The sequence below is a fragment of the Paenibacillus endophyticus genome (genome assembly GCF_014192395.1).
GTDB lineage: Bacteria > Bacillota > Bacilli > Paenibacillales > Paenibacillaceae > Pristimantibacillus > Pristimantibacillus endophyticus.
On sequence record NZ_JACHXW010000004.1, the window covers coordinates 145516 to 168873 of the forward strand.

A 23358-nucleotide genomic window follows, 5' to 3' on the forward strand; every position below is an offset into this window, starting at 1 on the left:
CGCCTGGGCAGATTAAAGTTAGTTCCAATCCGTATAAAGATCCGTTCTGCGGTCCCTCCACGTCGTTACGGAGCCTTTTGCTCTTACCTCTTCGAGCAACGCCAGATCCAGATCGGCAACGACAAGCATATCATCATTTATGATCCCTTCACTTAGAATGCCGGCTGGCGGGAACGGAATATCATTAGGCGCGATGATAGCCGCCTGACCGAAATTCGCACGCATAAGATCCACTTTGCGCAGTGAACCGACCGTGCCTGTAGTCACGATATAGACTTGGTTTTCAACGGCCCTTGCATGGCAGCAATAACGCACACGGTAGAAACCGTGGCGGTCATCGGTACAGGATGGGCAGAATATGACGTCAGCACCTTTAGCACGCGCCATGCGTACGATCTCCGGAAATTCAATATCATAACAGGTTAACATGGCTATCGTTCCGAAAGCGGTCTCGAACACCTCAAGCCCTTCACCAGCTGACATATTCCAGCCTTCAACCTCTGATGGCGTAATATGAATTTTGTGCTGTACGTCAACCTTGCCATCTGGATGAAACAGATGCGCCGCGTTGCGCAGGCTTCCGTCTGCAGTCAGGATAACATGCGTTCCGCCTACAATGTATATCGCATATTCATTCGCCAGAGCTCGGAACAACTCCACATATCTATCCGTGAAGTCAGGCAGGCGGTCAATGGTAAGCGCTGCACCGTCACCATCACCGATTGACATAAGCTGTGTCGTTAAAAATTCTGGAAACAGCAGGAACTGAACGCCATATTCGGCTGCATTGCGCACATAATGCTTAACCTGTTCGGCAAATTGCTCGAATGATTCAATATCCGATAGCTTATATTGAACAGCTGCCGTACGGAATTTCATATTGAAGAAACCTCCCGCTTCGCTTAAGATTTACGCTGCTTGAATTGCAACGTAATTGTCGTGCCTAAATCTGGCAAACTGAACACATCTACCTTTCCTTCATGCAAGTCAATAATCCGCTTGGCAATTGATAGCCCGAGGCCGACACCTCCGGTTGCGCGGCTTCTGGCGCCATCCACACGGTAGAAGCGCTCAAACAAATGCGGAATTTCGTTCTCCGGGATGCCCATCCCTTTATCTTTGACCTCTATTTTTACGATATTCCTTACGAGCGTAATCGTAATATCAATCGGTTCTTTCGAATATTTGATGGCATTGTCCAGCAGGATAACGAGAAGCTGTCTAATTTTATCCTTGTCGCCAACCATCCGAACGACTTTGGACATCGCTTTCACTCTGATCGGTCGTCCGAATGTCGTTTGCAGCATCGTTGCGATCTCATCTACCACATGAACAACATCAAAAAGCTCTTGCTTTAGCCAATCCTCTTGCTCGGCTTCTGCCAGCATCAGCATCGATTTCGTTAAATTCTGCAAACGGTTCGCTTCTTTATCGATTGCCTCAATTGCCTCGTCCCTCAGGTTCACGTCATCTCGCCCCCACCGCTTCAGCATGCCTGCATAGCTGCTTATAACGGTAAGCGGCGTTTTGAGCTCATGAGACGCGTCCGCAACGAATTGCTTTTGCTTCGCAAAGGTGCGGTCAAGGCGTTCAATCATTTGATTGAACGCCCTGACAAGCTGCAGCAATTCCGCAGATTCTTCCCGGCTGCTCAGCTCGATCTGTCTAAGCTTGCCGCTTCGGTCAATCTCTCTCATCGTATTTACCATCTGTTGGATCGGCGCCGTTAATCTAGACGTAAACCAATAGGTTCCGAATATGGCGAACAAGATGGCCCCTCCGCTCGTCACGCTAAGCGCGGCAACCAGCACCTGCAAATAATCATCGAGCTCATCAAGTATACGGTTGATCTCAAGCATCGCAATTACGCGATTGCCGTCATAGAGCGGCACCCGCATAAATAAGATTCGCTCGCCGCCTTTCGTTATCATCCCTGTGTGGTGATGAGTCTCGAACGCTGCGGGCAGCTCCTGCAGCAGTTCATCAGAGCCCGTGATGTTAACGACTCTATTGTTCGGGGCAATGATCCTAATCATTTCATTTACGTTGTAATATTCGTTGAGCAGCTCCGGATAATTAAGCCCGCGGCCGCTCTGAATTCGGGGATTTTCCAGCATGAGATTCACCTTGTTCGCAATAACCTCTTCTTCGCTTTCGGTCGTGATCTTGATCACGTAAAAGTATACGAATATGTTAAAGAGAATCAATATGAAAATAAGCCAAAAAATCGTAAAGAGCGTAAACCGTTTGCGCAGCGTCATGCATCCGGCTCCTTAACCATATAACCAACACCGCGAACGGTATGAATGAGCTTGTGGCGATATCCCTTGTCCAGCTTTTGGCGCAAATAACGAATATAAACGTCGACCAAATTGGTCTCGCCAATGAAATCATAGCCCCATACCTCGGATAAAATATCCTCGCGAGACTTTTCATCATTTTTATTCTCGACCAGATATACGAGCAGCTCAAATTCACGCGGCGTCAATTCAATGAGTATATCCTTGCGATAAACCTTGCGTGTACGCAGCTCTATCGTTAAATCTCCAACCTTAATCATATCCGAGCCTTCCGCTTCCTTTGGATACTGCTGGAATATTCGCAGAATGTTACGGACGCGTGCAAGCAGCTCCTCCATAGCGAATGGTTTCGTAATATAATCATTAGCGCCGTGCTCGAAGCCGCTTACCTTATCCGGCACCGTATCGCGTGCAGTTAATAATATGATAGGTACCGGATTCCCTGCTTGACGCAGCAACCGCAATACTTCAATTCCGCTCATTTCTGGCAGCATCACATCAAGTAGCACAAGCTCCCACTCACCCGTTGATGCCATTTCATAGCCTGTCCGACCATCTGCAGCCGATCCAACTGTATAGCCCTCATGCTCTAATTCAAGCTGCAATATGCGGGAAATGCCCGCTTCATCTTCTACGACAAGAATTCGTTCCTTCATGTTGACGGTACACCTGCTTCCAATTGAAAATGATCGATATAATCAGCCTTCATGCTGTATCGCAAGCAATAAGGGTTAAATTTATCATAATGAAGACGTTTCACAAATGCAAGTAAGCCGATCTACGGAGAGCGTAGACCGGCACTTGCCGCAAGTCATGCGGTTCCTATCTGGAAAAGCCGGGTAATTCGGCTTATAGCCTTAGCTGCTTTGCTTCTGCATAGACCAAGCTTCTACATCCCACGTTTTGGTTACCCAATCCTCATAGAATTCAGGCTCATGAGATACGAGAACCACTGTGCCTTTATAAGCCTTCAGCGCACGTTTCAACTCAGCTTTGGCAACAACATCCAAATGGTTTGTCGGCTCATCGAACAAGATCCAGTTGCTGTCTCGCATCATGAGCTTGCAGAGCCGAACTTTCGCTTGTTCGCCGCCGCTCAATTGATTCAAGGCACGCGTGATATGCTCGTTTTTCAGTCCGCACCTAGCGAGAGCTCCCCGTACTTCGCTTTGGCTCATGAAGGAAAATTCATCCCACACATCCTCGAGCGGAGTCATGGTAGGCGCTTTTGCTTCCTGTTCAAAATAAGCCGGGTTTAAATAATCGCCAAGATAGGTCTTTCCGTCAAGCGGAGGAATTACCCCTAATATCGTACGTAGAAGCGTTGATTTGCCGACGCCGTTGCACCCAACGATCGCAATTTTGTCGCCGCGTTCAATGACCATATTCATTTCAGGCAGAAGCGGCTTGTTGTAGCCGATGACCATACCCTCTGCTTCAAACACTGTTTTGCCGCTAGTTCTCGACTCCTTGAAGTTAAAGGTCGGTTTCGCCGCTTCCTCCGGCTTGTCGATGCGGTCGATGCGGTCAAGCTGCTTCTCCCTACTCTTGGCACGGCCTGAAGTAGATGCGCGGGCTTTGTTTTTATTGATAAAATCTTCTTGTTTCTTGATGAAATCCTTCTGTTTCTCGTAAGCATCGATATGCTGGGCTTTATTCAAATCAGCCATTTCAAGAAATTTATCATAGTTCGCCGAGTAACGTGTCATCTTCGTAAACTCAAGGTGATAGATCACGTTGACAACCTGATTCATAAAGCCAGTTTCATGAGAGATGAGTACAAATGCGTGCGGATAGTTTTTCAGGTAATTGGTCAGCCAATTGATATGCTCTTCGTCCAAATAGTTCGTAGGCTCGTCGAGCAGCAGCACGCCTGGCTTCTCCAGCAGCAGCTTGGCTAGCAGAACTTTGGTGCGCTGTCCGCCGCTTAGTGCCGTAACATCCCGATCAAGCCCAATCGCATTAAGACCAAGCCCATTTGCCATCTCGTCTACTTTTACGTCAATCAGGTAGAAATCCCCGATCTCCAGCTCTTCTTGTATCTCCCCCATACGAATGAGCAGTGCATCTAATGTTTCTGCATCTGCTTCACCCATTTGCGCTGCGATCGTATTCAATTCCTCTTCTAAAAGCAGCATCGGGAGAAACGCGTCCTTCAGCACATCTCTAATCGTTTTTCCTGCTTCCAGCTTCGTATGCTGATCTAAATAGCCATAACGAACACGCGGCGTCCATTCTACCTTGCCTTCGTCCTTCAGCAGCTTGCCCGTCAGAATATTCATCAGAGTAGACTTGCCTGTTCCGTTAGCGCCAACAAGGCCAACATGCTCACCAGCCAATAAGCGGAAAGAAACGTTCCTGAATAAAACACGATCGCCAAACGTATGCGATAATTGCTCAACTGTTAACAAACTCATTTTCTTTTTATCTCCATTCATCTATAGACCATATTCAAAAATTGCTGATTCACGTTTTTACCCGTATCATTGTACCACATAATCGGTCATTCTGTGTTCAATTCATTGCAGAGAAGCTTTAAAATAGGCGCTAGCGCTTGATTTAGTTTGCTTGCCAACCTCTTATTGTCCGTAGCCCATTGGCCTCTCCACTGCTGTGACAGCAGTATTTCGTCTGGCAATCTTGGTACAATTGCATTTGGTTTTGCGGGAAACAAGGCCAACCATGCTCGCCTTGCGTCGAAAGACACATCTTTATTTGCGACAAATAAGAGTCGTGAGCCTGCTGCTTCGGTCTCCCAGCTCAGATCATGGAGCTGTTTAAGATCGCACGCTCGCCACTTGGCTACGGTGGGATCGCCTACAGCAATAACAAAGTGAGCACTACGCATTAATTGCAGTGCATGTGAATCGGTCCATCTTTGTGATAAATCGATGAAATGGACCGAGGCATCCGTTTGTCTGAGCATGTGCATAAAACGGTTATCTGCAAGCGTCATTTCCGTATCCTGTACAGCCTGAAGGGCAAACCAATTCATTGCGGGCAATTTCTGCCTATAAAGCATGTAACGCGGGTCTAGCGCCACAGCTTTCCGTTCATCAGGGTCATCCCATTTGCGTATCCCATTCAGCCAAGCATGCCATTCCGGTCTCGCATGTTCATATTCCGCAGCAGATACTGAAATGCCTTTATTACCGAGCAGATTGGCTAATGTATGAGTCAAAAACGTCGCACCTGCACCAGAAGATAAGGATAATACGCATACGGAGAGTGGTGACTTTGCTGTTTGAATCTCATTTGCAGCTACAGTCATATACTCATCCGAGACATATGACTGATACATAAAAGGTGCTAACGCTGTCTCAACTTCCCTTATAGATTGATAACGCAGCCGGGGATCAAATTGCAGCAGTCCTCTTAATACCGTTTTGAAAGCTGCAGGCGTATCCCTTTTCAAAAAGGAAAAGGAGTCGTCTCGGCTTGCATGATGAGAAACCGGATGGTAAATCAGACCGCCGCTTGCCATAAAAAACAATAAAGCGCCTAATCCATATATATCCGTTCGTTCGTCGCTTTGTCCGCTGCCAGCTTGCTCTGGTGCGGCAAAGCCCTTTGTGCCAAGCTGTACGGTATCTTGCCCCTTATCTGGCCTAAAGCGCCTGGAAATGCCGAAATCAATAAGCTTTACCTGCCACTTGGCATCGATCATGATGTTTGAAGGTTTCAAATCTCTATGTATAATGGGCGGGGCTTGCGTATGCAAATAATACAAAGCTGAACAGAGCTGTTTTACTGCATGCATAGTTTGCTTAAATGTCAATCCACTTCCATTTGCGCGGTAATAATCAGCCACGGTATGTCCATCTATATATGTCATGACGTAAGTCTCATGCAGATCTCCCGAAGCGGGATAATAATTCAAAATAGTAGGCAAATGCGGATGATCAACCATCATAAGCAGCTTAGCTTCCTCGGCTAGTAAGGCAGCGCCTGGACGAGGTGCAAGAACCTTGATTGCAGTGAGCTTGTTGCCCAGCCGCAGATCATCTGCTGCATATACAATTCCCATTCCCCCTCTTCCTAGAATACCGGCAATCCGGTATCGGCCATCGAGCACGCTCCCTGTAGGATATGGATCAAACCAAGCAGCATCATTTCCCATTATTTCCTCCTCCATAACAAAAAGCATCCCAATGCGGCTTGTAGAAACAAACGGCATCAGGATGCTTTCCTGGACTATTCTTATAAAATCAACTGTATCATAGAGCACTAGCGGGAGCAAGCTGCGTTTAGAAGACATGTTTTTTGGAGTTAAGAAGCTCGGCAAGAAACGCGAGTGCAAGTCCTTGCCCCCAGCCTTGCACACGCTTATGTGAAACTTCGCGATAACCTTGCTGATCGTTCATAACAGCCGTACCCGCTGAAACGTTCATGACCGAGCCATCCTCGGTAATTTGGCTTAAGATCCCCTCAATTGAACGCTGTATATACTTGTTGTACAACGTGCCAAAGGCGAACAAACCGGTTGCAATGCCAGCTGATCCAGAAGTCTCATGATAAGAGGTATCGTCATTAAGCACGGTATGCCATAAGCCATTTTCGGCTTGAAGACGTACGAGCGTGCTAAGCTGATCTCTCATTGAGCCTTCGATAATCATGAACGATGGATGCTGTACCGCAATATGCGGCAAGGCCTTCGCCATCGTCAGCGCCGCCCATGAATTGCCCCTCGCCCAAAAAATGGAGGACATGTGATTCTGAGCAATATTGTCCCAGCCATGATAATACATATTTGAAACAGGATCTTGAAGGAAATGCTCATGTCCATGATATTGTTTAAGACCATCCTCCAAATAATCGGCGCGATCAAGCAAATGCCCCATTCGCACGAGGAAGTAGCCTGCCATCATCATCGTATCTACCCAGGCCTGTTCAGGAAAATTGTAGGTTTCTGAATTTACGGTATGTTGGAACACTCCGTCAGCAAAACGAACGGCATCGTTCTTTAAGTAATCAGCCATCTGAATGGCCACTTCCAAATATTGATCATTGTCTGTTGCCTTATAAAGGGAAATGAGAGCATGCCCGATCGAAACACCGTTAACGGATAGCTTTGGGAGTCCATCCTCAAGCTTCTCGTCCACCCAGGCTTGCAGCAATGTCATATACCGTTTGTTGCCGGTTGCTTCATAGGCTTCCGCCACGCCATAGAAAGCCACTCCGCCCGGCCAATCCCAGCTAAAGTCCATTCTGAATGTACGGTCCACTACGCGGTCTATCACTTCTCGAATATGATTTTCGTCAAATTGAAGCTGCGGCATCTCCATCTTCCTCTCTCCTCTTTCATGTCTAGCCCTACTTCAAACCGCTTGTACTGATCCCTTCAACAATGTACTTCTGAAAAGCAAAGAATATAGCCAGTACTGGAATCAAGCTAACGATAGACATGGCGAACATCGCACCCCAGTTGGAAACGGTATCGCTGTCCAAAAACATTTTGAGTCCCATCGAAACCGGATACAAGCTTGGACGGTTCAAGTAAAGTACCGGTCCGAGCAAATCTTCCCAGCGCCAGTAAAAGGAGAAAATTGAAGCTGTTGCAAGTGCTGGCACGACCAGCGGCAATATGATCCGGAAAAACAATCGGAACTTTCCACAGCCATCAATAGTTGCAGCTTCATCAAGCTCGTTCGGAATGGTGCGAATAAACTGAACGAGCAGGAAGATGAAAAACGGAATTCCAAAATATTGCGGAACCACTATCGGTTTAATGGAATTAAGCCATTCAATTTTGGCGAATAAAATATATTGTGGTACGAGTACAACGTCATGTGGAAGCATTAGTGTAACCATCATGATGCCAAACCAGAACGTTTTACCCGTGAAGTTAAGTCTTGCGAAACCAAAAGCAATAAATGCCGATGACAAAACGGCTCCAATCGTCGCAATAATAACAATTTCGAGAGAGTTCATAATGAAAGTACCGAAGGATTGGCCTGCAATACCGATCCAGCCGATTTTGTAATTCTCCCATATCCAAGGCTGAGGAATGAGAGAATCCGCTGTAGCGAAAATCAGATTGCTTTGTTTGAATGAACTCATCAACAGCCATAATACGGGATAAACCATGACCAATGCGAGTGCTGCAACAAAAACGTGGTAAATTGGCCACTTCAATTTTTTAAATAGCATGATTAATGGCCACCTTTCGACTCATAATGCACCCATTTTTTAGATGTGTAGAACAGAATACCTGTTAAAATAGCGATGATGATCAGCATGATCCAAGCCATTGCGGATGCATAACCCATATCAAAGTAAACGAATGCTTGACGGAACAGGTATAAGGAATACAGCAAAGTACCATCCAGCGGACCACCTTCGCCTTTAGAGATGATATAGGCAGGAACAAATGTCATAAATGCCCCAATGGTTTGCATAATCGTATTAAACAAAATGATTGGGCTAAGCATGGGAATCGTAATTTTGAAAAATCGGATCATTGGGCCTGCACCATCCACATTCGATGCTTCATACAATTCTGGCGGAATGTTTTTAAGACCCGCAAGGAAAATCAGCATGGAAGATCCAAATTGCCAAACGGACAATGTAATTAACATCCAAAGTGCCGCTATCGGTTCAGCAAACCATCTCACGCTATCTAAACCGAGTGAATTTAGCAGAATGTTTATTACCCCTTCGTCTCCGAAAAGATTGCGCCACATAATCGATACGGCAACGCTGCCGCCGATAATCGAAGGAAGATAATAAACAGTCCGATATAACCCGATTGCTTTCGAGGCTGTATTCAAGATCATTGCGATAAACAAGGCAAATGCCAACCTAAGCGGTACGCCAATAAACACGTATAAAAAAGTAACCTTTAACGACGCCCAAAATTTGGAGTCATCCGTGAACATCGTCGAGTAATTCTCAAATCCAATTAAGGACGGTGTCGAGAGCAGATCATAATCCGTAACAGAAAAATATAACGATGCTGCTGCTGGAATTAAAGTAAAGAATAAAAATCCAATGATAAATGGTCCGATAAAAGTGTAACCGATCAAGTTGTTTTTAAATGATAGCGATTTCATCATATCCAGCTCCTATACGAAGTCTAGCTTGCCTTTTCTTTTGTATCCAAGCGGATCAGCTTAAGCTGCGCTTAGTGGCACAATCAATCGAATGGTTAAAGCTGAAAGTAGAAGATGCGATGGCCGATCTACTGACCAACCATCGCATCTACTCAAACAATATTACTTGTTTTTCTTAAGAATTGAGGTTGCTTCGTCTCTAAATTTCTTTGCCGCTTCTTCTGGCTTGATTTTGTTGTAGTTCATTTGTTCTGCAAGGCTAGTCAACGATTTGAATACCTCGGCAGAGCCGATTGGATCAGCTGGATCCATTAGAGAGCTGTTTGTTTCAGCCCATGCCACATAATCATATACTTGGATTTGTGCTTCAGTAGAGACTTCTTTCAGTGCTTCTTTGACTTTCGCTGCAACTGGAACACCACGGTCGCCTAGGATCAATTTATTTGCATCGATATCGTTTACGAAGAAACTTATAAATTTAGCTGCCTCTTCTTTTACTTTTGAATTCTCAGAAACGGAGAAGAACATACTTGGTTTCAAGAACAAGCCTTTCGTCATTTCAGGACCCGGCATCGCAGCAATAGCAAGCGGGCGATTAGCTACTTGCTGCAAGCCTACGAATTGATTCGACCATTGCCATACGCCAATACCTTGGTTAAGTACAAGATGACTGTCTTCAGCACCTTTGATTTGAGCCAGGACGTCTGGAGAAGGAACAGCGCCATCAACAACAAGTTTAGCCAGCATGCCGAAGAAATCTGTAAACATTTGGTCGTCTTCATAGCCAAGACCTGTACCTTCCGCATTAAACAATGTTTTGCCTAGCGTACGGAGATAGTATCCGAAGAATACTTCTGCACGCATACCGCTATCGAAGTACAACCCTGCAGCTTTTGCTTTCTCTGCCATTGCAACGTAGTCATCCCATGTGAAGTTTTCAGGAATGGAATCAATGCCTGCTTTTTTCAAAAGTGCCGGATCATAGTTAAGTCCAAGTGCATTGACACCAAGATTCATACCGTAAAGGCCATCGCCTAGCTTGCCGCCGTCAATCGCATTTTGACTGATGTCAGAAACATCGATTTGTTTGCCCAGGAAAGGTGTCAAATCTGCCAATTGTTTTCTGCCTGCATATTGGGAGTAGTTTTGCGTGTCAATTTGGATAATGTCGGGAAGCTCGTTTGCTGCCGCTTGTGGCGCTAGCTTCTTCCAGTAATCATCATAGTTCGCATATTCCATCTCGATCGTAACATGTGGATTTTTAGTTTTGTACATTTCGATAACCTTCATTGTATAATCATGTCGAGGCTGACCGCCCCACCATGCAATTCGAAGTGTTACTGGTTTTGCTTCGGTTGTTTCTGTTGATTCAGTTCCTGTTGCAGGTGTATTCGTGGAGTTAGTTGCGTTACCATTGCCATTATTCCCTCCGCAAGCGCTTACGAGAACCATCGCAGCAGTCATGAGAGTCAAAAGCATTTTCTTTGGTGCTTTCATTGTGTTACGCCCCTTCCAAACTCTTTAATGTTGTTTACAAGCTTTATTATAGGTCGAATGCAGAAGCATCGGAATTAAAAAAACCGCTTTCTTTGTTAAAAAAACAGAGGTCGCCATCATGGCGACCTTTTGAATTCGGATGGCGTAAATCCGGTATGCTTTTTAAAAACCTGGCTAAAGTATTGCGGATTATCGCCGAAACCGAATTTTTCTGCCAACTCGAACACTTTAACATCGCCGGTCATTTCGATCTCTACCATTGCCCGTTCCATTCTCAGACGAACAACGTAATTAGAAAACTTCTCACCCGTTTCCTTCTTGAAGAGCTTGCCCAAATAATCAGCATTCATATATAAAATCTCGCTAGCAACCCAATTTAGCGACAAATCAGGATTCGAAATTTGCTCTTCAATTACGCTTATCATCTTATGAATAATTAGAGAGTGCTTTTTCGAATGCGTATGATAATTTTGCATGCAAATTTTTTCTGCGCTTTCGGTTACGAATTGTTCGATTGTCCTAAGTGTACAGTAGCTGTCGAACCGAGTGATTTGCGTTAAGTAATCGTTAATCTCCTCAGGTCTGCCTTGCCGCACAATCGAAATGTAGAGCGGAATAACATAAGACTTCGATATATGGGTATCCATACGGCTATCAGCTAGCAAAGAAAAATAGTGCTGAAGCTCTGATTGGACAAATGCCCAATCACCTGATTTCACATGCATGCAAAGCGGCTCTTCGTCATAGATGAATGTATTGAGAATGTTGTCGTCACCACGCTCGACATCCATCTGAGTGATGATGCTGCCCTCACCCAAATAAAACTGGTAGTTTAAGCATTCCAACGTTTCACGGTACATTTTGCGGGCATCGGTTATAGGACCTGCATCGCTAACAGCAACGGTGGCATCGAGCTTATAATAGGTCGAAAATGTTTGTTTGATGGCAATAAGCATTGGAAACAAAATATCTTTATCGCTAATCTCCTTAATTAATAGCAGCACATGCTTGCCAATTGTTGTGCTTAATAGAACAATGGATTTGCCAAGCACATCTTGGGCAATGTTTTTTACGGCAAACATATGCTCGAACTCGAACTTGCCTTCTAATTGAAATAAGAGCAGCTGTACCTTGTCATTCTCAACGGTAATATGAAACAGATTTCCAAAGTCGTCCCAATCCCTCTGTCCAAAGGTTTTATTCGTAACAAGCTCTTTCAAAAATTGCTCCTTGGCATGCGGAAGCACTTTGGACAGCTCTTTCTGGATATTGGTCATGAACGTTTGCTGCGACTGCTGCTCTTCAAGCTCAGCAATCACTTCGGTTAGCGCATCCGTGATCGTATTCTCGTTGCATGGCTTAAGCAAATAATGTTTTACGCCGAATTGCATCGCTGTTCTTGCATAATCGAATTCACTGAAACCCGATAATAAAATAAAGGCAATATGCGGGTATTTCTCATGCACCTTCTCCACAAGCTGAAGACCGTTCATCCCCGGCATCTTAATATCGGATATGACGATATCCGGCATATGGCTTTCAATGAAAGCCATTGCTTCAAGTCCGTTGCGCGCTGTTCCAGCCAACTCCGACTGATACTCCTCCCATTTCACCGTAAGAGAAATACCTTCTACGATTATGCGTTCGTCATCCACCAGCAATACCTTATACATGGGAACCCCTCATTTCATAAGGAAGCATTAATTTGACTCTCGTACCACCGTTTGGCTCGCTTTCAACCATTAATCCGTAAGCTTCGCCGTATAAAAGCTTTATGCGATCCTCAATGTTTTTGAGACCCAGCCCTGAGCCCTTCGTTTGCACTTGTCCGCTCAGCAGTTGTGCAACAAAGGCTTCCTCCATGCCTGGACCATTGTCTTCGACCGTAATAAACAGCCAATTGTCCTCGGTAAATGCCGCGATTCTAATGCTGCAAGTGTCAATCATCTGTTCCAGTCCATAATTGATGGCGTTCTCGACCAGCGGCTGCAAGGAAAGCTTAGGAATACTGCAATGCATCAGCGTATCCGGTACATCAACCTGAAAGTCCAAACGCTCCTCGAACCTATATTTCTGTATCGTTACATAATGATTGATAATATCGAGCTCCTTGCTTAGCGGAATCAGCGGTTCCTTCAGATTGATGGAGGTACGGAGCAGCGACCCGAGCGCCTCTACCATCTGTGAAATATGGGTTTGGTTGCTCAGCTTAGCCGACCAATTGATCGATTCCAGCGTGTTGTACAGGAAATGCGGATTGATCTGAGCCTGAAGCGCTTTGAACTCCGTATCGCGTATGGTCAATTGCTTCACGTAGTTTTCATGTATGAGCTCGTTAATCCGTTCAACCATAATACGGAAGTTTCGGTGCATTTGTCCAGCCTCATCCATCGCCAGCGCCCTTTCGTTTGGTTCCTCCATATATTCAAAGTGACCGAGCTGTACGCGCTTCATCTTCGCATTCAAACGTTCGATTGGTTCTGTTATCCCTTTCGCAAAGCTGACAGCAATAAATAGAATAACGATAAAAAGAATCGCAAAAATAATAATAATCGTATTTTTCACTTTCACAACCCGGTCAAAAATATCATCGAATGGGATGAGCGTGAAGTAGGTCCAATCGGTGTAGGTGGACGCAATAAACGTTACAAAATATTGCCTGCCCTCGTATTTGATCACTTTATAGCCTTCTTTTCCTGACAAGGCTGCTAAAGAATCAATGGGGAACTCGGACGCCTCCGGGTAAACGGCTTCATTATGATTCATAATGATCAGCTGTGCATCATTGCTGTTCATGCCTTTCGCTAAATCGCGAAATAGCTTGTTCATATCGATACGCAGTGCTAATGTGCCAATGTAATCCAAGTTTAGCTGCTCAAAGGATCTGACCTCGCGAGCAGCAACTAAAGATTTATCATAGCTGTTTGGGGCTATCCATGTGTTCCCGCCCTTATTGACGGTCGTTAATTGCTTGAATTCATTAAGCCTATCTTGAAATAATGTAACCGAATTGGCGCCTACCGCATATTCATTATCATTTACGTCATAAAGCTGTGCAGACAAAACGTATTTATCCAATGCGCCTATATTGACCATTCGTTCCTTGACGGTCAACTTAACCACATAATTGTCATAATCCGATAAACCGCTTTTAATGGATCGCAGATAATGCTGGATCGTCGAATCGGTAGATAGCATGAACGTAAGCTTTTCCATCTTTTTAAGCTCATTCTCTATGCTGATTGAAGACAAGCTCAACGCTTTGGAGGATTGCTTGTAGATCTCCCGGTCATAGAAATCAAATGCATATTGTTGAATGATGATAGCTAAGACGGCAACAACCAGCATGATGACAGAGATTAAAACAAACATTTTATGCTTAATCCGAAGATTCATATAAAGCGCTTTCAAATAGATCAAACTATTGTGCCTCCCTCGAGCATCCGCATGTCCTGTTCATGGAATCAGCAATTTCGTTAAAAAACAGCGCCCTGCCAGTTGGCGGGCGCGGCTTTTTATTTCTTGATCAAATGTAATGTAATTTCCTCACGGTTGTGGAACAGCTGTTTTGCCTTCTGCAGTCTAAATTCCGTTGATAGTCTTGAAATCACGTCTCTGATGGTTTGCAACGGCTTGCGATGCATTAGCTTCACTGTAATGATCGCAGTTGCCCCGCTTTTAAGCGCAGGCTCTAGATCCAGAACGAGCTTGCACATGAGCATCGGGCTCCAGCTCATATCACAGACTAGCAGATCGAACGAACCGGGGTTGAACTTCACCTCTGAGGCATTTCGCTTCAAATAGGTGAGTGTTGGATACGCCATCAATGATGGGTGCAATTCAGCTGGGTCTATGGCTGTTACCCGTAGTCCACGCTCCAGAAGGAGCGATGTCCAGCCGCCTGGTGCCGCGCCAACATCAAGCGCATTTTGATAGTCAGCGTAATTTAGTTTGAATTCCCGCTCTGCTTCAAGAAGCTTGAACTTCGCGCGGGATACTTGTCCCTCTTCGCGCTGGAAACGCACCGCACCGCCTGGCCAATCCGAAAGCATGTCAGCAGGAGCGCCCAAACCTACATACAGCTTTTCAGCAGCAGCATAAATAGCAATAATAATATCCGGCAGCTGTACGACAGGCTCGGCTCCAATCTCTTCAAGGACAGCATCCAAAACGGCCTTCGTATCTGCTGCTGTATACATAAACGCAGTCTTGGAGGTTCGTCTAATATGTACGGCGACCCGTTTGTTCTCGAATGACAAAACGGCATTGCGCACCATGTTGGACAAATCCTCAAGGTCGTTCGCATTCCCTGTTATATCGATTGTACGGTCAACAGGCTGCATATGGCGAAGAAAGATCGGCTCTTGCTGAAGGATGGCTTGTAGCGTTCCATCACGGTCGAGCGGGCTCGTCCATAAAAAAACCTCACCTGCCGCAAGTTGCGTGAAGGTTACTCCATCTACAAGTCGGCGAAGCTCCTCCATCGCATAAGGTGCATAAGTTTGATTGGCTGTTCCGATCCATTGACTCACGTATGTTAAACCTCTTTCATTTATGAATTACTCAATACCCTGGGAAAGGAAGGGAGCTATTTTCTCCCGTCCCCCGTGTATGTTACGATAACCGTCCGGCAATTTGATTCAACAAAGCATCAGGCATCGGACCGTTATGCAGCTTCGTATCAACAGGAGCACTGCTCATGAGCATGTCGTACATCTGCATCCGACCTGCGCTGCTTGAAGTGTGTAAGTAGATTTGCTCCGGGTAACGGCCCGTTTCCACGATGTGTCGAACCACTTCATAGCCTGTTGGCTGCGCCCAGCCCAGATCGTAATCAAGCGATAGAATGCCAACTTGCTCTAAATCTAGAAGCTGCTTGCATTCCTCGGCATTTATGGCCAGAATGAATCCTTTGGGGCAAACTCGGTAATCATCCAAATAAACATGTATCATGATTGACCCCCCTGCTCAATGATTAGCTTCCGCTTGCGATCATTTAAAGATCCTTTTGACAGCTTGAGCAAACATAGGCTTTGCGAGCCGAAACATCGATCTTTTCAATCGCTGCTCCACAGTTGTTACACGGTTGACCTTCCCGGTCATATACTTGAAAAGAGGCGGGACGGTTGCCAGCGGCATGCTCGATGGCTGAAATCGAATGTTCACCGCCGCCGCCGTTTGCAATCGCTTCCTTTATTACCTTATGCATCGCAGCGTATAGGCGTTCCCAGCTCTCCTGCTCGAACATCGGAATTTTGGCATCTGGCCGGATAGCAGCGGAATAGCAGATTTCGTCCGAATAGGCCGCTCCAATTCCGGAAATGACGGTTTGATCCATTAATGCCGCTTTAATCGCGCCTCTTTTCTTTGCAAACCGGGCAACGAAACGCTCTAGCGTCAGCCGTTTATCCAGTGCATCCGGACCAAATTTACCGAGTTTCTCTTCCACTTCCTTGACGCTTAGAAGCTGTAAATCATTTGCCCGCAATCCTACGCCGTATAAGATCACTTCGCCAAAAACAAGCTTTAATTGCGCGCTGCGGCTCGGTAGATCCGTTTGGTTTCCGATATACAAATAAGCCCCTTGCCCCAAATGAAGCAATAGACGTTTCCCGTTGTCCAAATGCAGCAAAAGGTGAAGGCCGCGCCTCTCGACAAACCATAATACTTTTCCTATGATGTCACGTTGCATTTGCTCGTTGCTTGCTTGAAATATTTTGGAGCTTGATACCTCGATTCCAGATATTTGAGCCCCCGCAAATTTCTCAGCCAACAAGCTCCGGTAAATATCCAGTTCCGGCAATTCCTGCATGAAGTTTCGCTTCCTTCCTATGTCCTTCGTTAATATGGTTATGCTTCTCTATGTTCAGCTATATATGAACGAAGCTCTTCTAAATGTTCGCAAATAACCGTTGGTTCGCAGCCTGCTTGTTTTGAATAAAAAGATAGGTTATCAGCATTCGTAAGGCCGGTTAGAACAAGTGCCGTTCCGCAGCCTGCCGCTTCTCCGAAAGCAATGTCTGTCGCCAAATTATCTCCGACTACCCACGTTTCATTCGCTTGCAATCCAATCTCATGTAGTGAATATTTCATTATAATGGATGATGGCTTACCGATTAGAATCGGTTCTTTCCCGCCTGCAGCACGGAGCATGGCTCCGATTGAACCTGCTCCCGGTATGAGTCCGTCGCTAGAGGGCAGCAGCAAGTCAGGATTTGTCATGACAAAAGTTGCGCCGGCATGAATATACCTGACCGCTTTCGTTAGGCGATCATAAGTAAAAGCTCTGTCGATTCCCTGCAGAACGTAATCCGGCTGATCCTCCTCCGTTAACCGCAAACCAGCCTCGATAACGGCGTTTTTGAGACCGGCTTCACCAACGACGAATACGGCCGCCCCCGGATGCAATTGCGCAATATGCCCTGCAGCTGCTTGCGCAGACGTGCATACATCTGCCGCCGTGGCGGGAATTCCCATGCTCAGAAGCCGATCAGCTACTTCTTCCGGCGTTGCTGAAGAGTTATTCGTAACAAAGCGGTACGGCATATTCGTTTCTTGCAAATAAGAGATTAAGCGATCGGCATTATCTATCCGATGCGTGCCGTGATATAACGTTCCATCGAGATCAATGAGCAAACCTCGCATTATGTGTTTTTCCTTTATCATCGTCATGAAACCTCCCAGGCGTCTAACAGCAACCACGTAGGCCGTTTCATTCTATGCTGCTGCAATTCGGAGCTTATATCGTTTTTAATGCCTTTCGGCGTAGGCGGGCAATGCGATTTCGAAGAGCTTCAAGCTCTGCTTTCCTTTTGGTATCAGCGCGAAATAGCGACGATTGATGTAAGGCATGCTCAAAGGCCGTATTTACATAGCTGAGTGCAGAGTCGTAATTTTTAAGCTTATGCTCATAATACATCGCAAGTTCTATACTCGCTTCATGTGCGGCTGGTCCAAAATGAGTGGGAGAATGAATAATAGCCTTCTGCCACAATAACACAGCACGACCCCAATTTCCAGCCTTCTTGTCACGTGCGGCAAGCTTGACGAGTGTAGAAGGTTTCGAATGCTGGATGCTCATAAAGAGATCAAACAGCTGCGACGGCAGCTCTTTTCTCCCCATCCGTTCTAGCCAAAGTCCTGTTCTAACCATTTCCTCCGGTTCATCCGGAAGCGGGATATACGCTTCTATATTTCCATTCAACAAATGACCGAAGCGGATGGCTAGACTAGCAAGCGAGAGCATATCCGTTTCGTTATGCTTAAACACGCCTTCTAACGGTGCTGGATTGCCATCCGCTAAATATTGAAAATAAAGCTGCGGTGCAAGTGACCCAGGCACATCGTCAACACGCTCAATCCCAAGCCGTTCTTCCTCCACATGGCTTAGTTTGCAAGACACAAGCGTATTTCGCCAAATCGACCTTGCTGGGTGCAAGAAATCGAGATGCTTGGGCTCCCACATTTTACGGCCAAGTCCATTCATGATGAACCGACTTTCAACGAGAGGCCAATCGAACGTCTTCCCATTGTAGGTTGATAAAAAAGAAAATTGCTGAAGCTTCTCCGCCAAATACATAAGCATAGCTCTTTCTTCAGCTGGATGCCTGATTAACGTTTGCTCAATGACAAAGTGTCCCTTTGACATATATCCTATGCCGACCATAAAGGGGACGTTACCAGCCCCAACGCCTAATCCAGTCGTTTCAAGATCCAAAAAAAGTATTTGCTCCGCGGCTGATTGCTCCGAAGGATGAAATGCAGCTAAACCAGGCGCAGCGGCGTATAACTCTTGTAATGCATGCAAGCCATGACGGTAATCCATCGGATAGCGAGTTACCCTTCGTAGAAAACTTCCTGTTTCATTCGTCGCCAGCTCTACACCGAAGGCTGCCCATCCTGGCGATAATCGATCTGGATGCTCAGCTTGATCCGGCTCGGCCAGCGACTTGAATTCTATATTCGTTTCTTCGGCGACGATGTCCACTTTCGTGCTTTCCCCGCGCAACCGATTCATTCTATCGCGCATACTGCTCATTGCGCACCTCCGCTTCATCAAGCAGCTTTCTTCTCGATATTGCTGTTCACCAATTACAATTGAGACAGTAGCTGAACACTCATCAGTTTCACGTTAAGCCCTTCGATTTCCGTACCGATACAGGATGGGCATCCGTCTTCGCAAGGACATTTTCTAATCAATTTTCTAGCAGCTTCTTTCACTTCATCAAACCGTTTATAGACATCCTCCGCTAAGCCAATGCCGCCTGGGTAATGGTCATAAATAAAAATTGTAGGCAGCTGCGTATGCTCCGCTCTTATTTGCGATACGACGTGAATGTCGCTTCTGTCGCACATGACATGAATAGGAACGATATGCTTTAATACGTTGGCGATGCCGAGCAGAAGCTGCTCCTGTGTTTTAGTTTCGATCGCGGGATCTATTTCTTTCAACTCGATCCAAGTCGCGCTGGTGTGCAGTTCTTCCTCTGGCAAATTAATGGGACCATAACCGATGTTTTCAAAACTGCTCAACCTGATTTTCTTAAATAGCGTCGGCATCGCATTTACGACGACATCCCCATAATGGATAGCGGAGGATCGTTTATTCTCCGTCCGATCGGTTGCTAATACTTTAAGCTTAACGGCTAGGTTCGCATCTGTGTAATATTCGACATCGACTTTGCGAACGTATGCCTTCTTGTGCTCCCAATCCAGCTTTTCGACTTGGTGCTGCACGCCTTCATGCAAATAAATCGCTTCGTCGTGTAAAAGAGTCATTGCGCTAAATCGGTCCATTTCCCCAATAATTTTCACGTTTGCGGCTTCTGTCTGGTCGATAATAACGACATTCTCCTGCGCGGCTGAACGTAGACTGACCTCACTTGCCGGGAAAGCCAAATTAGCCCAATAAAACGTATCACCCGCATGGGTGAGCACTCGTTCTTCAGTAAGATACTCCAAAATGTCAGTTATCTCCAACAAACCGAATGGCTCGTCCTTTTTAAACGGCAGTTCGTACGCAGCACAGCGAACATGGTCGACCAATATGAGCAAGTTTTCCGGATTGATTCTCGCGGATTCAGGTGACCGATCAAAAAAGTATTCGGGATTTTGGACAATATATTGGTCAATCGGCGTGTTGCTGGCCACCATAAGAATAAGCGCTTCCCCATGTCGTCTGCCCGCTCTGCCAGCTTGCTGCCATGTACTAGCTACGCTCCCGGGATACCCAGTCATAATGCATACTTGCAGCTGACCGATGTCTACGCCAAGCTCCAGTGCATTCGTGCTGACAACGCCTAATATGTCGCCGTTTCTTAAGCCTTTTTCGATTTCCCGTCGTTGGTTCGGCAAATAGCCGCCTCGGTAGCCCCGAATGGATTTGGTGCCGATTTCGTTTTTGACGAGCTCTTGTATATGGCTTAAAATAATCTCTACCCTCACTCGGCTCCGTGCAAATATGATTGTCTGTATTTTATTCGTAAGGAAATCCCTTGCCAAGTGGTTAACCTCTACGGTTGCGCTTTTCCGTATGTTTAAAGGCTTGTTTACGATTGGCGGATTATAGAAAACAAAATGTTTTCTGCCGCGCGGCGCGCCATTATCGTCAATAAGCCGCATCGGGCTCCCCGTCAGTTGCTCTGCCAATTCCTTCGGGTTTGCAATTGTCGCCGATGTGCAAATAAATAAGGGATTGCTGCCGTAAAAATGGCAAATGCGTTTCAACCTTCGAATAACGTTCGCAACATGGCTTCCGAATACGCCCCTATACGTATGCAGCTCATCAATGACAATATATTTAAGATTGCTGAATAAACTGACCCATTTCGTATGATGAGGCAGAATAGCAGAATGGAGCATGTCAGGATTCGTAATTACGATATGTCCTACATTTCTAACAATCGTTCGAATCGCAGGAGACGTATCGCCGTCATAGGTAAAGCTTTTTATGTCGATGCCCATTTCGCTGATTATTTCGTTAAGTTCGCTTTTTTGATCCTGTGCGAGTGCCTTTGTCGGAAACAGATAAAGCGCTCGACTGCTATCGTCTTCAGCGATGGCTTGTAATACCGGCAGGTTATAGCACATTGTTTTTCCTGAAGCCGTTGGTGTTACGGCTACTATATTTTCACCTTTGCGAATGGTTTCGTAGGCTGTGTATTGGTGGGTGTACAGCTGTTCTATACCTCGATTGGCTAGTGCTGATCTAATTCTTGGATCAACGCTTTCGGGTATCGGTTTTGCCTTAGCTTCTTGAGGCTCGATTTCAGTCCAATTAATAATGTTCTCATTGCCTCTTAATTCTTGAATGATTTCCGAAAGTGTTTTCTTTTTTATCATAAATTCTCACCTCGCAATACCTTATATTTTAGCGAATATTTGTTCCCTTTACTAGTCTTTCCTTCTACTTATGCGAAGCATAATTATAACCAAACGAAGGGCTGACGCAAGTTTAGCTTTTAATTAGAAAACGCCCCGCATGCGTTGAATTGACAGCCATATCAGAAATCGATATAGTAAAATGATATTTATTAATTAGATACTTCTTTAAATATCTAAACATAAGCATGCTTAACTCGAAAGGATGGTTTTTATGTCCATCAATGACTCCTTTAAAGCGCTCTCAGATCCGAATAGACGAAAAATATTGGAACTGCTTCGTGAACGAGATCTGACCGCAGGTGGAATCGCCGACCACTTCCAAATGACAAAGCCCAGTATTTCCCATCATCTTAATCTGCTCAAACAAGCGGACCTTGTATGGGATCAACGCCATGGCCAGCATATTTATTATTCCCTTAACTCAGCCGTATTCAATGAACTATTAAACTGGATCATCTCCTTCCAGCCAACCAATTCTGAAGGGAATGAGAAAGCTTGAAATCTAATGTGCTATCATGGTTTATTGTTTCATTTGCCCTAATCGCAAGCATAGTCACCTATCCGTATATGCCGGAACTGATGGCCATACACTGGGACATAAACAAAGAGATTGACGGCCTAGCGAATAAAGCATTTGCCTTATTGCTGCTTCCCGCACTTATGGTCATCTTAATCGTTATCCTGCCAAAAAAACAAAACTTCCAACAGCATAAGCACAGTCTCTATGTGATTCAAAACGTTATCCTGCTCTCTCTTCTCGTTCTACATGGCGTAACGATTACATACGGCTACGGACTCAACATTGATATCGAGAAGGTTGTCATTCCCATGGTCGGTGTCATTCTAGCCGTTTCAGGTTTTTATATGCCTAGACTAAAGCCCGATAGTTTGATTGGGATTAAGACGGCTAATACACTGGCGAACGAGGCTGTTTGGAAAAACACGCATCGGGCGGCAGCAAAGTTTTATGTATATGGCGGCCTGCTCATGATAGTCAGCACATTCGTTCCGAATCCCTATCAAATGTTTGTGTTCTTCGGAATCATCGTGATTATCGTACTCGCATCCGTTTTCCTCTCGTTTCATTTTGGGAAAGACCAGAAATAAAAAAACGTGAGGAGCTCCTCACGTTTTTTTATTATTCCCTCTGACTCATACGTTTTACCTCAACCTGGAGCAAATCTCTGGCTGCCGTAACTGGCTCGAAATACAAAGCTGCCTCTCCTTCGAGCTGGCTAAGATCTTCGTTGCTATAACGTCCGCTAAAATGTGTCATAACGAGGTGCTTCGCCTTTGCACTTGCAGCTGTTTCGGCTGCTTCCTTCGTCGTGCAATGCCCGAATTCATGTGCTTTCTCCTCCATGCCTGCTGCAAAGGTTGCTTCATGAACGAGTAAATCCGCATCTAACGCAAGCTTGTTAGCGTTTGCACAGGGCTTCGTGTCACCTAGAACGGTTACGATTCTACCAATATAAGATGGGCCAGTCACCTCTTCAGAACGCACAACCGAACCGTCTGCAAGCGTGATGGATTGGCCTTGTTTAAGCCGACCATATAATGGTCCTGCTTCTACACCTAACTCGATCAGCTTATTGACTAGCAGTTTTCCTGGCTGGTCTTTCTCGGTAATGCGGTACCCGAAGCTTGGAATTCTGTGCTCAAGCAGCCTGGCCTCCACTTTAAATCGCCCATCTTCAAAAATTAACGCTTCATCTCCCGTTATTTCATGAATGATCAGCTCATAATCGAGCTGAGTAGCGCTTATGCTGAATATGGTCTCTATATATCGTTTGATTCCTGCAGGCCCATACAAATGTACGGGAGTAATTCCCCCGTCAAACGATCTGCTGCTCAGCAGCCCTGGCAAGCCATAAATATGATCGCCATGCAAATGAGTAATAAATACGAACTCCAGCTTATTTAATTTTAGCGATGTACTCATAATCTGATGCTGTGTCGCCTCTCCGGCATCAAACAGCAGCCAACTGCAATGAGGCTCTGGCAGCTGCAGCGCCATTGCGGTAACATTTCGATATTTGGAAGGACGGCCTGCTCCCGTTCCTAAAAACCACATTTTCATTTGTACATCCACCTCATTCTTAACAGCAGCTGAGTTAACTTCATGA

At 45.6% G+C, this 23358-nt stretch carries 20 protein-coding genes; 2 read left to right on the top strand and 18 right to left on the bottom strand.

Annotation, left to right across the window (positions count from 1 at the left end):
• Positions 1–18: 18 nt before the first annotated feature.
• The 17 genes from FHS16_RS08215 to FHS16_RS08295 all read right to left on the bottom strand — a co-directional run bounded on the left by FHS16_RS08215 (position 19) and on the right by FHS16_RS08295 (position 21187).
• Entirely contained in the window at positions 19–879 is an 861-nt protein-coding gene (locus FHS16_RS08215) for a carbon-nitrogen hydrolase family protein (protein WP_183560802.1), read from the bottom strand.
• Between the two features lie 23 nt (positions 880–902).
• A complete protein-coding gene (locus FHS16_RS08220) occupies positions 903–2261 on the bottom strand; it encodes a HAMP domain-containing sensor histidine kinase (RefSeq protein ID WP_183560804.1) in 1359 nt (452 codons plus the stop codon).
• Positions 2258–2956 (bottom strand): response regulator transcription factor, encoded by a 699-nt coding sequence (locus FHS16_RS08225; protein WP_183560806.1) that lies wholly within the window; start codon positions 2954–2956, stop codon positions 2258–2260. The genes FHS16_RS08220 and FHS16_RS08225 overlap by 4 nt, the downstream gene beginning before the upstream one ends.
• A 201-nt stretch (positions 2957–3157) precedes the next feature.
• Positions 3158–4717, bottom strand: a complete 1560-nt coding sequence (locus FHS16_RS08230) for an ABC-F family ATP-binding cassette domain-containing protein (RefSeq protein WP_183560808.1) — start codon at positions 4715–4717, stop codon at positions 3158–3160.
• A gap of 86 nt (positions 4718–4803) precedes the next feature.
• Positions 4804–6420: a serine/threonine-protein kinase gene (locus FHS16_RS08235; protein ID WP_183560810.1), complete on the bottom strand. Its 1617-nt coding sequence runs from the start codon at positions 6418–6420 to the stop codon at positions 4804–4806.
• Positions 6421–6547: 127 nt separating this feature from the next.
• Positions 6548–7579 (bottom strand): glycoside hydrolase family 88/105 protein, encoded by a 1032-nt coding sequence (locus FHS16_RS08240; RefSeq protein ID WP_183561371.1) that lies wholly within the window; start codon positions 7577–7579, stop codon positions 6548–6550.
• A gap of 34 nt (positions 7580–7613) precedes the next feature.
• Complete coding sequence (locus FHS16_RS08245; RefSeq protein ID WP_183560811.1) at positions 7614–8450, bottom strand: carbohydrate ABC transporter permease; 837 nt, start codon at positions 8448–8450, stop codon at positions 7614–7616.
• A gap of 2 nt (positions 8451–8452) precedes the next feature.
• Positions 8453–9352 carry a carbohydrate ABC transporter permease gene (locus tag FHS16_RS08250; protein WP_183561373.1) on the bottom strand — a complete coding sequence of 300 codons (900 nt, stop codon included), beginning with the start codon at positions 9350–9352 and terminating at the stop codon, positions 8453–8455.
• Positions 9353–9514: 162 nt separating this feature from the next.
• Entirely contained in the window at positions 9515–10849 is a 1335-nt protein-coding gene (locus tag FHS16_RS08255) for an ABC transporter substrate-binding protein (RefSeq protein ID WP_183560814.1), read from the bottom strand.
• 116 nt (positions 10850–10965) lie between these two features.
• Positions 10966–12522 (bottom strand): response regulator transcription factor, encoded by a 1557-nt coding sequence (locus FHS16_RS08260; RefSeq protein WP_183560816.1) that lies wholly within the window; start codon positions 12520–12522, stop codon positions 10966–10968.
• Positions 12515–14269: a sensor histidine kinase gene (locus FHS16_RS08265; protein WP_183560818.1), complete on the bottom strand. Its 1755-nt coding sequence runs from the start codon at positions 14267–14269 to the stop codon at positions 12515–12517. Before FHS16_RS08265 ends, FHS16_RS08260 begins: the two co-directional genes overlap by 8 nt.
• A gap of 95 nt (positions 14270–14364) precedes the next feature.
• A complete protein-coding gene (locus FHS16_RS08270) occupies positions 14365–15381 on the bottom strand; it encodes an SAM-dependent methyltransferase (protein ID WP_312890804.1) in 1017 nt (338 codons plus the stop codon).
• A gap of 82 nt (positions 15382–15463) precedes the next feature.
• Complete coding sequence (locus tag FHS16_RS08275; protein WP_183560820.1) at positions 15464–15802, bottom strand: cyclic-phosphate processing receiver domain-containing protein; 339 nt, start codon at positions 15800–15802, stop codon at positions 15464–15466.
• A gap of 43 nt (positions 15803–15845) precedes the next feature.
• Positions 15846–16661: an Fpg/Nei family DNA glycosylase gene (locus FHS16_RS08280; RefSeq protein ID WP_183560822.1), complete on the bottom strand. Its 816-nt coding sequence runs from the start codon at positions 16659–16661 to the stop codon at positions 15846–15848.
• A gap of 38 nt (positions 16662–16699) precedes the next feature.
• On the bottom strand, positions 16700–17515 hold the full coding sequence (gene nucF / locus FHS16_RS08285) for a 5' nucleotidase NucF (RefSeq protein WP_246431664.1): 816 nt from the start codon (positions 17513–17515) through the stop codon (positions 16700–16702).
• A 73-nt stretch (positions 17516–17588) separates the two neighbouring features.
• A complete protein-coding gene (locus FHS16_RS08290; RefSeq protein ID WP_183560824.1) occupies positions 17589–18887 on the bottom strand; it encodes a ribonuclease H-like domain-containing protein in 1299 nt (432 codons plus the stop codon).
• A gap of 53 nt (positions 18888–18940) precedes the next feature.
• Positions 18941–21187 (bottom strand): DEAD/DEAH box helicase, encoded by a 2247-nt coding sequence (locus FHS16_RS08295; RefSeq protein ID WP_183561379.1) that lies wholly within the window; start codon positions 21185–21187, stop codon positions 18941–18943.
• Positions 21188–21443: 256 nt separating this feature from the next.
• Between FHS16_RS08295 and FHS16_RS08300 the strand changes: the two genes are divergently transcribed.
• Both FHS16_RS08300 and FHS16_RS08305 read left to right on the top strand, forming a co-directional pair.
• Positions 21444–21731 (top strand): autorepressor SdpR family transcription factor, encoded by a 288-nt coding sequence (locus FHS16_RS08300; protein ID WP_221226294.1) that lies wholly within the window; start codon positions 21444–21446, stop codon positions 21729–21731.
• Positions 21728–22339, top strand: coding sequence for an SdpI family protein (locus tag FHS16_RS08305; RefSeq protein ID WP_183560826.1), 612 nt, complete (start codon positions 21728–21730; stop codon positions 22337–22339). Before FHS16_RS08300 ends, FHS16_RS08305 begins: the two co-directional genes overlap by 4 nt.
• Positions 22340–22370: 31 nt before the next feature.
• On the opposite strand, the gene rnz is transcribed toward FHS16_RS08305, so the two are convergent.
• A complete protein-coding gene (gene rnz, locus FHS16_RS08310; RefSeq protein WP_183560828.1) occupies positions 22371–23312 on the bottom strand; it encodes a ribonuclease Z in 942 nt (313 codons plus the stop codon).
• Positions 23313–23358: the final 46 nt, after the last annotated feature.

Bases quoted from the DNA above. Each gene is read 5' to 3' on its own strand.
- FHS16_RS08215 (WP_183560802.1), bottom strand. From the start codon at position 879: ATGAAATTCCGTACGGCAGCTGTTCAATATAAGCTATCGGATATTGAA.
- FHS16_RS08260 (WP_183560816.1), bottom strand. From the start codon at position 12,522: ATGTATAAGGTATTGCTGGTGGATGACGAACGCATAATCGTAGAAGGT.
- rnz (WP_183560828.1), bottom strand. From the start codon at position 23,312: ATGAAAATGTGGTTTTTAGGAACGGGAGCAGGCCGTCCTTCCAAATAT.
- FHS16_RS08230 (WP_183560808.1), bottom strand. From the start codon at position 4,717: ATGAGTTTGTTAACAGTTGAGCAATTATCGCATACGTTTGGCGATCGT.
- FHS16_RS08280 (WP_183560822.1), bottom strand. From the start codon at position 16,661: ATGCAGGAATTGCCGGAACTGGATATTTACCGGAGCTTGTTGGCTGAG.
- FHS16_RS08255 (WP_183560814.1), bottom strand. From the start codon at position 10,849: ATGAAAGCACCAAAGAAAATGCTTTTGACTCTCATGACTGCTGCGATG.
- FHS16_RS08275 (WP_183560820.1), bottom strand. From the start codon at position 15,802: ATGATACATGTTTATTTGGATGATTACCGAGTTTGCCCCAAAGGATTC.
- FHS16_RS08245 (WP_183560811.1), bottom strand. From the start codon at position 8,450: ATGCTATTTAAAAAATTGAAGTGGCCAATTTACCACGTTTTTGTTGCA.
- FHS16_RS08225 (WP_183560806.1), bottom strand. From the start codon at position 2,956: ATGAAGGAACGAATTCTTGTCGTAGAAGATGAAGCGGGCATTTCCCGC.
- FHS16_RS08290 (WP_183560824.1), bottom strand. From the start codon at position 18,887: ATGAGCAGTATGCGCGATAGAATGAATCGGTTGCGCGGGGAAAGCACG.
- FHS16_RS08250 (WP_183561373.1), bottom strand. From the start codon at position 9,352: ATGAAATCGCTATCATTTAAAAACAACTTGATCGGTTACACTTTTATC.
- nucF (WP_246431664.1), bottom strand. From the start codon at position 17,515: ATGATAAAGGAAAAACACATAATGCGAGGTTTGCTCATTGATCTCGAT.
- FHS16_RS08235 (WP_183560810.1), bottom strand. From the start codon at position 6,420: ATGGGAAATGATGCTGCTTGGTTTGATCCATATCCTACAGGGAGCGTG.
- FHS16_RS08240 (WP_183561371.1), bottom strand. From the start codon at position 7,579: ATGCCGCAGCTTCAATTTGACGAAAATCATATTCGAGAAGTGATAGAC.
- FHS16_RS08220 (WP_183560804.1), bottom strand. From the start codon at position 2,261: ATGACGCTGCGCAAACGGTTTACGCTCTTTACGATTTTTTGGCTTATT.
- FHS16_RS08300 (WP_221226294.1), top strand. From the start codon at position 21,444: ATGTCCATCAATGACTCCTTTAAAGCGCTCTCAGATCCGAATAGACGA.